Genomic DNA, 14,078 nt, shown 5'->3' with positions numbered 1-14,078 from the left:
ATGGACGCGAACCTCCAGCGGCCGTTCCTCCTCGCCGATGACGAGCACTGGGCGAGGATCGGCGATCCGCCGGGCGTGCAGTACGATCGCGCCCGCAGGGTCCTGCGCCTTTCGTCCACCCGCCGGGCCACGGCGTGGCAGGAGGACGCGGACCGCGCTCGCTCTCTCGTCGAGCGCACCCCCGGATCGATCGACCGCTTCGGCACCCGCGCCCGCTGGGACTCCGTCGGCCGGCGCGTGGTCGCCACGGGCGCCTTCCCCGACGAGGTCGCGATCTACACGGCAGAGCCTTCTGCCCTCATCCACGACGTGGCCATCGGCCACGACGACGTTCTCTACCTGGCGGCGGGGGGGGTCATCCTCAAGGACCTCCGCAACCGCTGGGAGCCCGTGCCCCTGAGCTTCGCGCCGTTCAACGCCTGGCGCCTCGCGCCCATCCCGACCGGAGGCGTCTACTGCCTGGACCGGGTGCTCCACCGGATCGCCCGGGTCACGGGGCTCCCGCAGCGGCCACGCACGGCCTTCGCCTACACGCCCGACACCTTCCGCCCCAAGACGGACGATCCCGATCCGCCCCGCGCTCAGGAGCTCGCCGGGGCCACGTGGCCGACGTCGGAGTCGCCGGTGGCGATCGCCTGCAGCCCCGAGGGGAAGCTCGGGCTGCTCACGTGGGTGGAGGACGCGGACGCGCACCTCCGGATCCTGGGCGAGGACGACCGGTTCGGCGCGCCCGTGCGCCTGCGCGGCGTCCGCTACCCGTACGGCATGGTCTGGGTGGGGAGCGACAAGATCGCGGTGCTCATCGCCCGGCGCGACGAGCAGGGGGCCGAGGAGGCGCCCGTCTACCCCGTGGCAGCGGGCGCGCGGGTGGTGGACCCGGTGGGCGACCTGTACCCCCTGCGCGGCGTGTCGCCATCCCGCGCGAGCCGGCCGCTCGTGGACTGGCCGCTGTTCCTCCACACGACGCAGCCGACGCCGCAGGTGGCGACCCCCGAGGGGCCGCGGCCGCTCGTGCCGATCTCGTGGCCGAGCTTCGCCGCCGTGGGGGAGGCGCGCAACGACCTCGGCCACCGCGTGATCGACAGCGGCGACGTGCAGGCGGTCTGGCACCGCCTCTACCTCGAGGCGGCCATCCCGCCGGGGTGCGGCGTGAAGGTCCTGCTCGCCACGAGCAACGAGCTCACGGTCCCCGGTCCGGAGGCGGCATGGCACGAGCACCGCTTCGGCGCCGTCGCGGGCGACGCCTCGCCCGACGTGCCGCAGGGCGTATGGCTCTCGCAGCCGTCGGAGATCCCGTTCCACCCCGGGCTCCTGCCGTGCGAGCGGCGTCCCCATCGCGCCGGCACCTGGACCGCGCTCATCCAGCGCCCGCAGTTCCGGGTGCGCTCGCTGGTCGGGCGCTACCTGTGGGTGCGGATGGAGCTCCACGGCGATGGCCGGAGCACCCCCGAGGTCGCTGCGCTGCGGGCCTACAGCGGCCGCCGCTCCTACGTAAAAAACTACCTGCCCGAGCTCTACCACGAGCAGGTCTTCGGGCCCGACGCCGACGCGCGCGGCCCCGACGTCGCGGCCACCCCGGCGGACTTCCTGGAGCGGTTCCTCGGCAACTTCGAGGGGATCCTCACGCCCATCGAGGACCGGATCAAGCACGCATGGCTCCTCACCGACGCCTCCGGAGCGCCCGAGGGAGCACTGGAGTGGCTGGCGGGCTGGATAGGATTCACGTTCGCCGCCGCGGTCCCGGTGGAGCGGCGCCGCGCCCTGCTGCAGAACGCCATGGAGCTCTACCGCCGGCGCGGCACGCTCGATGGTCTGCGGCTCGCCCTCGATCTGGTGACCGATGGAGGGGTCGAGCGCGGTGATCTCGTGGTGTTCGAGGACTTCCGCCTGCGGCGCACGTTCGCGACCATCCTCGGCGCCAACCTCGCCGACGTGGACGATCCGCTGCTGCCGGGGCTCTCCGTGAGCGGCAACTCGTTCGTGGGGGATACGTTGTTCCTCGGCGACGAGAACAACAAGGAGTTCCTGGCGCTGTTCTCTGCCGATCTCCCCGTCACGCAGGCCGAGGCGTCGGCCGTGGCGCAGCTCTTCGATCGGCTGGCGCACCGCGCGACGGTGCTCGTGCACGACGAGGTCAATCCGCAGGATCTCGGGCTCATCCGTCAGATCGTGGACCGAGAGGCGCCGGCGCACGTCGCCGTGCAGGTGCTCACCGCGAGCCAGCGGTTCCTTGTGGGGATGTCCTCTCTCGTGGGCGTCGACACCTATCTTGGCCGCAAGCCCGGTTTGCAGCCGGTGCGCGTGGACGTGAGCCAGATCGGCGTGCGCGACCGGATCGAGCACCTCCCCAGCCTGGATCCGCGGCTGGGCCACTCGCCGTCGTCGGCGCAGCCCGTCGCGCGCGTCGCGTCGATCCCGCCGCAGGAGGTGGGGGCCCCGTTCACCCTCGATGCCTCGGCGTCGCGGGCCGCCCCGGGGCGGCGGCTTGTCCGATTTCATTGGATGCTCCGGCGGTGACCGGAGGTCACCGCGAGGAAGGCGGGCTTCATGGCGAATTTCGAGCAGAAAAAGCAGGTAGAGACCGTCGAGAATCACGTGGAGGTCACGTCCGCGGGCGGTCAGCCGCTCCGGCCGGGGCTGCACGTCTTCCAGCTCGTGGTGGAGGACCAGGCGGGCAACCGCTCCGCGCCGGCGACGATCGAGGTGATCGTCCGCGACACCACCGCGCCGACCGCCATTCTGCGCCTCGTGGTGCCCGAGAAGCAGGATCCTGCCGCGTGGCCGCAGTCGGGGAAGGCGTTCGAGCTGTCGGCCGAAGGGTCGAGCGACGCCGACGGCGGCCAGATCGCCAGATACATCTGGACGCTTGTCGAGGCGCCGAGTCGGCTGAGTGTCGTCCGGCCCAACGTCGACGTCGTCCTGACGAAGCCGGTGGACGTCATTACGACGAGGCCCGTCGTGGAGCCGCCGGTCGTCCGGCCCAACATCGATGTCGTTCCGACGAAGCCCATCACGGATTCGCCCACCGACACTCCGCCCATCGTGCCGCCCCGGCGGCCCGTGGATCGCTAGATCATGGTCGTCCTGAAGATCCGGCCCAACGAGACCGCGGAGACCACCGACCCGCACGTCCAGATCACGCTGGAGGCCGGCGTCTACCGCTTCGAGCTGGTCGTGCTGGATAAGAAGGGGAACAAGAGCCAGCCGGTGGAGCTGCAGATCGTCGTCCAGAAGTAGAGCCCCACCTTTCCGCCATGACGAGGAGACACGATGAGCACGCGTCCTGACAGCCTGGACCAGCCGATCGAGCCAGACCGAGTCTTCTATGAGCAGGGGGTCATGCTCGACAAGGAGGACTTCCGCGCCGAGCAGGACTACCACCGTGGCCGCCTGGCCCGCGCGCTGGCGTTCCTCGACGGCAGCGGCACCGTGGCGGGGCTCGAGGTCACGATCGTCCCTCCGCCGGAGGAAGGCATCCACCCCGACGCGGAAGAGGTGCACGTGGCCCCGGGGCTGGCGCTCGATCGGATAGGCCGGCTCGTCGAGGTGCCGAGCATGCCGAACGCCCTGCCGGGGCGCTGCATCCGGCTGAGCAAGTGGCTGGAGTACCAGGAGGCGGGCCGCGCCGTGGATCAGGCAGGGTTCGAGCGATCGGAGCGGCTGCGGAAGGCCTTTCATCCTGACCCTGAAGCTGGCACCACGCGGGGGCAGCTGATCGTGGACGTGTTCCTTCGCTTCGCCGCCTGCGGGCGCGGCAAGACGCCGGCGTTTGCGGCGGGGCCGTTCGATGCGCTCGACGCGGTGCAGCCGTCCCGCCTCCGCGATGGATTCGAGCTCACGCTCGTGCCGCGCGGAGACGAAGAACGCAGAGAAGGAGAATCGGAGCCGCCGCTGCCGAGGAACTACTGGGCGGGGGTCGCGTCTTTGCCCCAGTCCGAGCGGGCCGCGCGGCTGCGCGAGCTGATCTTCGGCGCCTGGGACCGCTTCCGCCCGCGCAAGAGGAATGACCCGTCCGCACAAGACCCTGTCGTGCCGGACTGGCTTGATCCTCAGAACGACAAACACTGGCTCTTCCTGGCGCGGCTCCGTATCCCGTGCACGGACGGGGGGATCGACCGTCCGGCGGTGCGAGACGCGACGCTCCCGGTGGAGCTCCGGAACGACGATCGCGCCTTCGTCTACACCGCGGCGGCGCTGGCCCAGCTGCTCATCTGAGAGGGGAGAGGGCCCGGAAGCGGGCTCGGACGGTCCCACAGGAGGCGTGGATGTTCGATGTAAAGGCTCTTTTCACACCGTTCCGCAGCCTGGCCCGGTTGAACCTCGATCACCTCGACGCCCAGGAGATCGAGCGATACCGCCGGGCGGGGACCCTCGTGGTGAACCCGGCGCGGCGGCGCCCGCGCTACTTCGACGGACGGTTCCTGGCCGCGCACGATCTCACGCGAGAGCAGGACTATTTCCTCGACCGCCAGGCCGACCTGGCCCGCGCCACGGGGCCGGGCGTGCTCCACGGCCTGATGGTCACGCGCGTCGACGACACGACCGTCTCCATCTCGCCCGGGACCGGGGTCACCCCCGCCGGCCAGCTTGTGGTGCTCCGCCGCGACGACGACACCGCGGACGGGCTCGTCGTCAACCTCGCCGACGTCACGCGGATGATGCAGCTCGACCGGGCCTTCCACATCGACGCGGCGCCGAACGAGCCGCCGCGGCGGCGATCCGGCCTGTTCGTGCTGGCGCTGCGCCCCGTGGAGTTCACGGCCAATCCCATCGCCGCGTATCCGACGTCGGTGAACGAGCGGCGGGCCGTCGACGACGGCGAGATCATCGAGGCGGTGGCCGTGACGCTCGTCCCTTACCGCGACGATCACGCCGAGCTCGATCCCCTGCAGCAGCGCGCCCACGTGGCCCGCCGCGTCTTCGTCGACCGCGCGGCCGGGGGCGTGCCGGCGGAGGCGCTGCCCATCGCGATGATCCAGCTCGATCGGGGCTTCGTCGTGTGGATCGACGCCGACATGGTGCGGCGCGAGGTCGGCGGAGAGCACGCCGGCGTGGCGGGGTTCGGCCTCGCCCCGCGCGGCCTGCGCGAGGCCTACGTGCTGCAGCAGGAGGCTCACCTCACCGCGCTGATGGACGAGCGCAGGAGCCGCCCCGGCGGGCTCCGCTTCTCCGCCGCCGAGGTGTTCCGCGCCCTGCCGCCGGCCGGGCAGCTGCCCGTGGACGCCTTGGAGCGGATGGGAGACCTGCGCTACACGCAGTGCTTCTTCCCGCCGCAGATGCCCTGCGCGATGGCGCTGCTTCCGGATGACGAGGTGTCGGCGCTCGTCGACGAGGCGCTGTGGCTCCCGCCCATCGATCTCATGGCGCCGCCCGAGGATCTCGATTTCACGAGCATCCTGGTGCTCCTCCCGGCGCCGCGCGAGCTGCTCGCGGACGACCGCCGCCGCCTCTGCGTCGAGCTCTCTCCGGCGGCGCCCGGCGTGCTGCTCCGCCGGCAGCCGGTCGACGTGTTTCGCAAGCTCCTGCCGCGCCTGCCGACGACGGGGGCGCGCGGGCTCGGCACGCCGGCGGTGCGCCCGCCGATCGTCGCGGAGCGCGAGCTCGACGGCGAGGACGCGGAGCGCAACCACGCGCTCGATGAGCGCTGGCGGAAGGCGCTGGATCGAGCCGTCAGCATGGGGGGGCGCCTCTGGTACGTGCGCCGCCGGACGCTCCAGGGGCGGCACCTTGGCCTCGTGCCGGGGTCCGTGCCCCCGCGGTTCGCGGATCCCGCCCGCGAGGACACGGTGCCGGCCGAGCTCCGCGCCGACGAGTCGCACTCCGTCTCCGCCACAACATCCCCTCCGCCGGAGGTCTAGGCCGCCATGAGCTCGCTCGTTGACCCCACCCTCGGTCCGGATCGCGCGTCGCTGGAGGATCTGTCCCCCGACGACGTACACGCCATGGAAGCGGAAGGGACGCTCGTCGTCGACGCGCGACGCGCCCGCTCTCACTACTTCGACGGCCGCTTCCTGGCCGCGCGGGATCTCCTGCGCGAACAGACCTACTCCCTGTCTCGCCAGGCCGACCTCTCGGGCGCGGGCGCCGTCGGGGTGATCCGCGGGCTCGAGGTGAGCGTCGCCGGCCCCCGCCGGCTCGCGATCTCTCGAGGGCACGGCGTCACGTTCGCCGGCGAGCTCGCGGCGCTCGACGCGCCGCTCGTCGTGGAGGTGGACGACGTGAGCGAGCTCTCGCAGCTCGACGCCTCGTTCGGCCTCGCGACCGTCCCCGCGCCGCCGCCTTCCGCGCGCACCGGCCTCTACGTGCTGGCGCTCCGGCCCATCGAGTACGTGACACGATCGATCGTCAAGTACCCGACGACGGTGGACGGCAGGCGCTCGCGCGAGCCCGCGGACATCGTGGAAGGCGTGGCGCTCACGCTCATCGCCTACCGCGACGACACGGCGGAGCGCGACCCCTGGAAGCAGCGCGCCCACGTCGCGCGGACGATGTTCCTGGAGCAGGCCGCGCGCGGGATCCCCGCGGAGACGCTGCCGCTGGCGATGCTCTCTCTCGAGCGCGGCCACGTCCGCTGGGTCGATCCTTACCTCGTCCGTCGCGAGGTGGGGGCCGAGCACGGCGGCGTCGTCGGCTTCGGCGTGGTGTCCCGGGCGCTGCGCGAAGCCCACCTCACCCAGTACGACCGCCAGCTCCGCGAGCTCCTGGCCGAGCGGCAGGCGCGCGGCGGGCTGCGCTTCGCCGCGGCGGATTACTTCGAGGTGCTGCCCCCCGCCGGTCGGATGCCGGCGGCGGCCATCGATCCCAAGGACTTCACGCAGCACTTCTTCCCGGCGCAGATGACCGTGGACCTGACCATCGTCACCGAGGACGAGGTCACCGCGCTCGTCGAGGAGAGCCTGTTGCTGCCGCCGATCGACGTCCGCGGCGACGCCGAGGACCTGGACTTCACGACGCTCCAGGTGCTGATCCCGATGTCGCGCGCGTCGCTCCGGCGCCTGCGCCTCGAGACGACACCGCGCCCGCTGCGCCTCGTGCCGCCGCTCCTTGTCCGTCGCAAGCCCATCGACGTGCTGAACACCCTCACCCGCAGGGCGGTCGTGCCGAACGCCATCGTCACGGTGGATCCGAAGGCGGCGATCGAGGCTGCCTGGCGCGAGGCCCTGGCCGCGGTGAGCGACCAGCTCCTCTGGTTCGTCCGGCGCCGCACCCTCGAGCTGCGGGCGCCCGAGCTGTTCGCTGAAGGGAGAGAGAGATGAAGGTCACGCCCATCGAGAATCCCTTGGCCGGCGAGCGGGTGGTGGCCGTGCACCCCGCCCTCGCGCCGCAGGTGGACGGCGGGTGGCGCCGGCGGCTCCACCTGTACACGGGCCGCACGCTCAGCGACGCCGCGCTCCAGGCCGAGCAGCAAGGGCGCGTGGGGCGCCTGGCCACGCTCGGGCAGGTGCTCTCTCCCGGCGTGGTGACGGGGATCGAGATCGATCTCGAGCTCCGCGCGCCGCCGGGATCGGCCCCCGAGGGGCGCGCGTTCCTGCACGTGGCGCCAGGGATGGGCCTCACGCATTCGGGTGAGGATGTGGTGGTGTCGCGCGCCCTGCGCGTCGACGTCGCGCGCCTGCGCGTGCCGCCGGGTTCGTTCGGGACCTCGCCAAACGACGAGTCGCCGCGCATCCCGCCGGGCACGCGGCTCGGCGTGCTCGTGCTGCAGCCTTCCCTCGTGCGCCGCGCCGGCAACGTGGATCCGACGAACCCCTGCGATTACGACGAGAGCGAGGCCGCGTTCGCCGACGAGCAGACGATCGACGCCGCGCGCTTGCTGCTGCTCCCCTGGAACCCGAGCTGGGCCGCGCTGCCGGCGAGCACCTCCGCCTGGCGCAACCGGATCGCAACCACGATCTTCGAGCTCGAGCGGCTCCAGGGATCGGATGATCAACATCCCTGGGAGGCCTTCGGCGTCCCCATCGGCCTCGTGGCGTTCCAGGACGATGCGCCCCTGTGGGTGGACCGGTACGCGGTCGTGCGGCAGGGCGGCAAGGCGAAGCGCCGGCGGCCCTTCGTGACCCACGACGCGCTCCGCACGGGTACGGCGTTCCTGTGGCAGGCGCGCATCCAGCAGTTCGCCGAGCAGCTGGCCGGCATGCCGCCGCTCGATCCCGTCTTCACGGGCCAGCACATCGCCGATTTCGCCCACCTGCCGCCGGTGGGGATGCTCCCCCGGGATGCCCTCTCGTTCGACCCGCTGGGGACGGCCGCCAACCGGTTCTTCCCCGCGGGGTTTCGGATCAAGGCGGCGCCTCTGCCGCTCGAGCAGCTCGACCAGGTGATCCACCGCTGCGCCTCGCTCGCGCCGCTCGCGACCGACAGCGCCGAGGATGTCCTCGTCATCGCGCCCGTGCCCCAGGCTGTGTACGAGCCGAACCTGCTGCTCGCCGAGCAGGTGGATCCGATCTTCAAGCGCACCATCGAGTGGTTCCAGTACGAGCGACACGGATGGCGCTTCCGTCGAGCGCTGCTCCGGCGCGATCACGCCGCGCTGGTTCGCGCCGCGGATGGCGCCGAGAGCGTGCCCGTGTACCCCGACCCCGATCCCGAGGCCCTCGAGCAGCCGGAGCAGCCGGCGCTCCCCAGCCCGCTGCCCGGGAGCCTGCCGGACCCCGCGACGCTCAGGGACTACGAGGGTGGCGTGCCGCCGAAGCCGGAGCCCGACGACCCGCCGACAAAGGCCTGGGAGGGTGAAGAGCGCTACGGGGTCGACGGCGCCGATCAGGGCGTCGTCCAGGCGTTCCAGGAGCTCTACGCCGCGCTCGGGATTGGCGACTACGAGGACGAAAACCCCGACTACGACCCCATCAATCCGGGCACCACACCGCCGACGGTGAGGGTCCGGCGCGGGCGGGTGTTCTCCAAGGACGAGATCGACGATTTCGAGAGCGGCATGGGGCTCGATGCCTTCATCGAGAAGATCGAGGCCAAGCTCGCGAAGGCGGACGACACCATCGATTTCTCGTTCCTCAAGGGGCACGCGAACATCTACCGGCTGCGGCAGTTCATGCTCGGCAACATCGCCGCCACGCGCCTCGCGTCGTCGCCGATCCTCACGTCGATCGCCAAGGGCGCGAGCGCCGCTGCCGTGACCGACGAGGTGAACAAGTTCTATCTCTCGGTGAAGGGGAAGCCGCCGCCTGGCACCGTCGTGCCGCCTGGAACGGCCGCGCCGCCCAAGTCCGGCGGCGCGCCCAAGCCCTCGACTCGGGCCCTGGAGCTGCGCGGCACCGCGCCCAGCGGAGGAGCGACACCGAGCTCGACGTTGAGCAGCGCGCTGACGGGCGCCTCGCTTGTGGCGTCGGGGCGAGTAGCGAGCCCGGCGCTTGTCGAGTCTGCCGGCGCAGCGATGCGCGCCTCGCTGCCGTCCTCGACGCGGACCGTGAGCTCGGCGCTGTTGCAGCCTGTCGGCGCGGTGACAGCCGCCGGGCTGCTGGCGTCGGAGATCGCCGGCATCCCGACGGCGACCCAGCCTTCGACGAGCGCGGTGTTCGACCTCGGCGCGCTCGGGGCCCTCATCAATGCAGGGTCTGTCCTCGGGGGTGGAGGCCTCCAGATCCTCGCGCCCACCTTCCAGCCACCCCCGATCTTCCTCCCGCCGCCGTCGCCGCGGGACGTCGTGCAGAAGGATCAGCCGATCGTCGGGGAGGGCGCCTATGACTTCCGGACGGTCAGCATCGCGGAGCGCATCGAGGCCTCGCCGGGGCGTGACGCCAAGAACTATGCGGTCGCGGCGCGGACCGAGGCGCTCGAGGCGCTCGGGCTGCTCATCGAAGAGAAGATGAATGTCGAGGATATCCCGGTCTTCGGCGTGCCCGAGTGGGATTCGAACCGCCAGCCGCTGTTCCACAAACCGTTCCTCGGCCCGAAAGGCGAGGAGCTCGACAGGGAAGAGGAAGGCGCCGTGGAGAACCCCCGCGCCGGGCTGGTCAAGCGGCTCCCTGCGCCGGTCAGCCTGCGTCGCGTCCTCAAGAGCCCGTCGTTCGGCGGCATCAGCCGGATCCTGCGCGACCCGGCGGGCAAAGACGCCGACGAGGGCAACCTCTACTCGGACGCTGCGCTGATCGTCGAGCACGCGATAGCCACCTTGCGCGCGGTGGAGGCGCGCATCGTCGCTTATCGGGCCGAGCTGGACAGGTGCAAGCAAGCGCTGGGCGTGATCACCCGGAACAAGGACGCTGCTGCGAAGCGCCTCGCCGTGATCGACGGGGAGCTGGGCGAGGCCCGGCACAAGCTGTCCACCGCCCGCGCGTTGCTGCGCGATGAGAAGGGTCGGGTCGGTCAGATCAACCAGCGCCGCGCCAACGTCCTGCGCGAGCACCTGGGCTTCCTCGCCTTCGTTCGCCCGCGCTTCGCCGAGGCGCTCGTCGATGCGCCGATGTTGAGCCTGAACCCGGGGTTGTTCGCGGCCCCGGTCCCGGCCTGCCTGAACACCCACTCGGACGCGCCCGAGGAAATCGACGAGATGGTGCAGCTCCTCCGCGAGGCGCCGGTGTCGTGGTTCACCCACGTTCCCCGGATCCTCGACAAGCTCGATCGGGTGGAGCTGCTCCATGGGACGCTGGCCATCGCCAAGATGCGCGCCCAGGTCGTGCGCGTGACCGAGGTGCAGCCGGCGACGTTCCGGCAGCGCGCGCTCCCGGGGCGCTTCGGCCAGGCGATCGTCAACGTGACCCAGACGCAGCAGCGGGTCGTGGGGAACGTCCGCCTCCAGGTGGCGCAGCTCGATCTCGCCCGCTTCGCCGGCCTCGGCTGGAAGGAGACGCGCGAGGTGGCCAAACACGTGCTCTCGCTCGGCGACCTGATCGAGGCCAACCACGGGCGCTCGCTCGTCGCCGACGAGGCGGCGCGCGAGCTGTCGCAGATCGGCCGGATCGCCGGCTGCCTGCACGCGCAGGCCTCGGACGTGCTGCCCGCGATCCGCCTCGAGTGGGCCGAGCGGCTCAGCCAATACGAGGATCGGAACGTCAACCTGCGCAACCTGGCGGTGCTCCCCCGGTGGGGCGAGATCCCCTATGTGGATCGCAAGGAGATCGAGGGGCTGACCGACTGGCTGTACAGCCGGATCGACCCCAACCACGCCGAGGGGATCGCCTGGATGCACGATCTCGTCCGGGTGTGCCTGCTGCTCGCCAGCCACGCGCCGGTCGACGAGATCATCGCCGGCGCGGTCATCGAAGACACGCCGGTGCACCCGGGCAAGACGGTCCCGGTCGCGATCGATCCGATCCGGGTGCGCCTCGGGATGAAGGTGATGTTCTTCAAGGGGCAGGAGATGGTCGCCCACGGCGTGGTCGAGGATCTGGTGGGCAACCAGGCCCGCGCTCGCATCACCGAGGCGAGCGCGCAGCTGGTGCTCACAAAGGGGGCGACGGCGCGGTTCGTGGACCCGATGGCGCGGACGGCGCCGTCGTTCTTCCGGAAGGCGTAAGCGTCGATGGAATCCGCCCGCGCCAACGAGCCGGAGGCCGGCATCCGCCTCGCCGGCCTCGACATCGGCCCGGGTTGGGGGCCATGGCTCGGCCGCGCCGTCCGCTTCCACCCCCTCGATGGAGCCCGCGGTTGAGCGCCGGGCCGACGCCCTCGTCGCGCGCGTCCCGCCCGCCGCTGGTCGCGCTCGCCACCGCCGCGCTCCTCGACGTCGCGGAGCGCGCCGGCATCCGCGGCCCCGAGGTCGACGCCATTGCTGCGCGCGAGCCGAAGGTGAACGGCGCGTGGTGGCAGCGGCTCGGGGACGGCGCGGCCATTCCCGAATCGGATCTGCCCGTGGTCGCGCTCGCCGCGATGCTGGGCCTGAGCGCGAGCGAGCAGCTCGCGATCGCGCTGCTGATCGCGCTCGAGGAGGATCCCGCCCTCACGCGGCTCGTCGCCGCGCTGCAGGCGCCGGCCCCGGGATCTCGCCCGATGGTCGGGCTGCTGGCGACAGCGTTCACCGCGGCCGGCGAGAGCGCGGAGAGGGCCTATGGCGACCTTGTCGACGGCCCGGCGCGCCAGGCCAGCGTGTTCTTGCTGCGCGGGGACGAGCTGCCGCTCGTCGAGCGGCGCATGGCGCTGTCGGCGCCCGTCCACGCCGCGCTGCGCGGGCTGCAGATCCCGATCGCGGGCGTCACCGTGGGTGCGCGCCCCGCGGTGCCGCTCGCGCGCTCGACGGTGGCGGAAGCCGCGCGACAGGCGGCGGCGTTCGGCGACGACCAACAGGCCCTGACCGTGCGGACGCCCTCGATGGCCGAGGGGCGCGCCGTGTGTGCCGCGGTCGCGGCGGCGCTCGGCGCCGAAGCTGGGTTCGTCGAGGGAGAGCCCGCCGCGGGGCTCGGGCCCTGGATGGCGCTGCGCAACCTGGTGCCCGTGTTCGTCTACGAGCTCGGCCCCAGCGAGCGGCGCCGGCTGCCGGAGCTTCCCGGCTACCACGGCCCGGTGCTGGCGCTGGCGGGCCTCGAAGGGACGATCGACCGTGACGGCATCACGATCCCGAGCTGGCGATTGACCGTGCCGACACGCGACGAGAGGTCGCGCCTGTGGCAGGAGAGCCTCGGGGACGAGGCGCTCGCCGCGGCGCTGGCTCGCGACCATCGCCATGGCGCCGGCCGCATCGCGCAGCTGGGGCGAGCCGCGCGCCGCGCCGCTCGCCTCGCCGGCGGTGCCGCGATCGATCGATCCCACGTGCGCGCCGCGGCGTGGACCAGCGAGGGCCCGGGCCTGCGCGGGCTCGCCGAGCCGATCGACGACGACGTGTCCGATGAAGCGCTCGTGAGGACGCCGTCGCTGCGGCGCGATCTCGAGCTCTTGCTGATGCGGTGCCGAGCGCGCGACGAGCTCGTCGACGGCCTGGGCGCGGCCATGCGCGCGCGCCACCGCCCCGGCGTGCGCGCGCTCTTCGTCGGCCCGTCGGGCACCGGCAAGACGTTCGCGGCGAGCTGGCTGGCCAGCCGCCTGTCGGCGCCGCTCTACCGCGTCGATCTTGCCGCCGTGACCAGCAAGTACATCGGTGAGACCGAGAAGAACCTGGCCCAGCTCCTCGGGCAGGCCGAGCACGAGGAGATCATCCTGCTCTTCGACGAGGCCGACTCGATGTTCGGCAAGCGCACCGACGTCAAGGACGCCAACGACCGCTTCGCCAATGCGCAGACCAACTTCCTGCTCCAGCGCATCGAGTCGTTCGACGGCATCGTGCTCCTGACCAGCAACAGCCGCACGCGCATCGACGCGGCGTTCACGCGTCGACTCGACGCCGTGATCGACTTCCCACCGCCGGGGCCGGAGGAGCGGCGCGCGCTCTGGCGCACGCACCTGGGCGCTCATCACGAGCTCGATCCGGCGTCGTTCAACCAGCTCGCGGCGACGTGCGATCTCGCGGGCGGTCACGTACGCAACGCCGTCCTTTGCGCCAGCCTGCTCGCGCGCCGGGACGGGCGGCCGATCCGCCTGCCGGACCTCGTCGCTGGTCTCGCCGTCGAGTACCGCAAGCTGGGGCGCACGCTGCCGTCGGAGCTCGGCGCCGCCACGTCGATCACCCCGGAGGAGAAGCGCTGATGCACGCTGCACCTGCTGCCGCCGCACGCCGCCTGGCCGACGCCATCGCGGCCGCCGCCGCCGATCTCGCCGCGGGCCGTCCGATCGCGCCGCACGCCGACCCGCTGCGCCGCTTGGTCGCCGAGCTGGGCAGCGCGCCCGGCGAGCTCGGCGTCCTCGCCCTGATGCAGGCGCTCGGACCGGCGCTGGACGCGCGCGGCGTGGCGATGCCGCCGCTCGACCGGTTTCCCCCCTCGGTCGCCGCGTTCCTGGAGGCGGCGGATGAGGTGTTCGCCGACGGTTCACCGCTCGATTTCGAGGCGGCCGCGAATCGCCTCGAGCGCGCGGCGGCGGCCGCGTTCGGCACCATCACGCCGAGCGAGGCTCGCGCCCAGGCGCTGCGCGAGCAGATCCGGCGCGAGGTGTCGGCGTCGATCGCGGACACGCTGCGCGGGCAGGGCCTGACGCCGGCGGCGGACATGCAAGACGACGAGGAGGCCGACGCCGAGCGCGAGGGAGCGCGCAAGTGA

The 14,078-nt window shown here is 72.2% G+C and carries 10 protein-coding genes; all 10 read left to right on the top strand.

Features of this window, described 5'->3' with window-relative positions; translation table 11 throughout:
- From WME90_RS42230 to WME90_RS42185, 10 genes are read left to right on the top strand one after another with little or no spacing between them, the layout of a single operon-like run.
- The gene (locus WME90_RS42230; protein ID WP_437277755.1) at window positions 1–2,517 is read left to right on the top strand and encodes a phage tail protein; all 2,517 of its coding nucleotides are present in this window, start codon (window positions 1–3) and stop codon (window positions 2,515–2,517) included.
- Between the two features lie 30 nt (window positions 2,518–2,547).
- Entirely contained in the window at window positions 2,548–3,072 is a 525-nt protein-coding gene (locus tag WME90_RS42225) for a hypothetical protein (protein ID WP_437277754.1), read from the top strand.
- A gap of 3 nt (window positions 3,073–3,075) precedes the next feature.
- Window positions 3,076–3,237, top strand: a complete 162-nt coding sequence (locus tag WME90_RS42220; RefSeq protein WP_437277753.1) for a hypothetical protein — start codon at window positions 3,076–3,078, stop codon at window positions 3,235–3,237.
- Window positions 3,238–3,270: 33 nt separating this feature from the next.
- Window positions 3,271–4,215 (top strand): hypothetical protein, encoded by a 945-nt coding sequence (locus tag WME90_RS42215; RefSeq protein ID WP_437277752.1) that lies wholly within the window; start codon window positions 3,271–3,273, stop codon window positions 4,213–4,215.
- A 50-nt stretch (window positions 4,216–4,265) separates the two neighbouring features.
- Window positions 4,266–5,858, top strand: a complete 1,593-nt coding sequence (locus tag WME90_RS42210) for a hypothetical protein (protein ID WP_437277751.1) — start codon at window positions 4,266–4,268, stop codon at window positions 5,856–5,858.
- A gap of 6 nt (window positions 5,859–5,864) precedes the next feature.
- On the top strand, window positions 5,865–7,256 hold the full coding sequence (locus tag WME90_RS42205) for a hypothetical protein (RefSeq protein WP_437277750.1): 1,392 nt from the start codon (window positions 5,865–5,867) through the stop codon (window positions 7,254–7,256).
- Window positions 7,253–11,470 (top strand): hypothetical protein, encoded by a 4,218-nt coding sequence (locus WME90_RS42200; RefSeq protein ID WP_437277749.1) that lies wholly within the window; start codon window positions 7,253–7,255, stop codon window positions 11,468–11,470. The genes WME90_RS42205 and WME90_RS42200 overlap by 4 nt, the downstream gene beginning before the upstream one ends.
- A 6-nt stretch (window positions 11,471–11,476) precedes the next feature.
- On the top strand, window positions 11,477–11,605 hold the full coding sequence (locus WME90_RS42195) for a hypothetical protein (RefSeq protein WP_437277748.1): 129 nt from the start codon (window positions 11,477–11,479) through the stop codon (window positions 11,603–11,605).
- The gene (locus tag WME90_RS42190) at window positions 11,602–13,569 is read left to right on the top strand and encodes an ATP-binding protein (RefSeq protein ID WP_437277747.1); all 1,968 of its coding nucleotides are present in this window, start codon (window positions 11,602–11,604) and stop codon (window positions 13,567–13,569) included. Before WME90_RS42195 ends, WME90_RS42190 begins: the two co-directional genes overlap by 4 nt.
- Window positions 13,569–14,078, top strand: a complete 510-nt coding sequence (locus WME90_RS42185; protein ID WP_437277746.1) for a hypothetical protein — start codon at window positions 13,569–13,571, stop codon at window positions 14,076–14,078. Before WME90_RS42190 ends, WME90_RS42185 begins: the two co-directional genes overlap by 1 nt.

This window comes from Sorangium sp. So ce375 (assembly GCF_051473855.1).
In the GTDB taxonomy this organism is placed as follows: Bacteria; Myxococcota_A; Polyangia; order Polyangiales; family Polyangiaceae; genus Sorangium.
This window is presented reverse-complemented; position numbering and strand designations above follow the sequence as displayed.

What these genes read in the sequence shown, in the direction of transcription:
- WME90_RS42220 (WP_437277753.1), top strand. Translation starts at nt 3,076, where the DNA reads ATGGTCGTCCTGAAGATCCGGCCCAACGAGACCGCGGAGACCACCGAC.
- WME90_RS42200 (WP_437277749.1), top strand. Translation starts at nt 7,253, where the DNA reads ATGAAGGTCACGCCCATCGAGAATCCCTTGGCCGGCGAGCGGGTGGTG.
- WME90_RS42210 (WP_437277751.1), top strand. Translation starts at nt 4,266, where the DNA reads ATGTTCGATGTAAAGGCTCTTTTCACACCGTTCCGCAGCCTGGCCCGG.
- WME90_RS42185 (WP_437277746.1), top strand. Translation starts at nt 13,569, where the DNA reads ATGCACGCTGCACCTGCTGCCGCCGCACGCCGCCTGGCCGACGCCATC.
- WME90_RS42195 (WP_437277748.1), top strand. Translation starts at nt 11,477, where the DNA reads ATGGAATCCGCCCGCGCCAACGAGCCGGAGGCCGGCATCCGCCTCGCC.
- WME90_RS42225 (WP_437277754.1), top strand. Translation starts at nt 2,548, where the DNA reads ATGGCGAATTTCGAGCAGAAAAAGCAGGTAGAGACCGTCGAGAATCAC.
- WME90_RS42205 (WP_437277750.1), top strand. Translation starts at nt 5,865, where the DNA reads ATGAGCTCGCTCGTTGACCCCACCCTCGGTCCGGATCGCGCGTCGCTG.
- WME90_RS42230 (WP_437277755.1), top strand. Translation starts at nt 1, where the DNA reads ATGGACGCGAACCTCCAGCGGCCGTTCCTCCTCGCCGATGACGAGCAC.
- WME90_RS42215 (WP_437277752.1), top strand. Translation starts at nt 3,271, where the DNA reads ATGAGCACGCGTCCTGACAGCCTGGACCAGCCGATCGAGCCAGACCGA.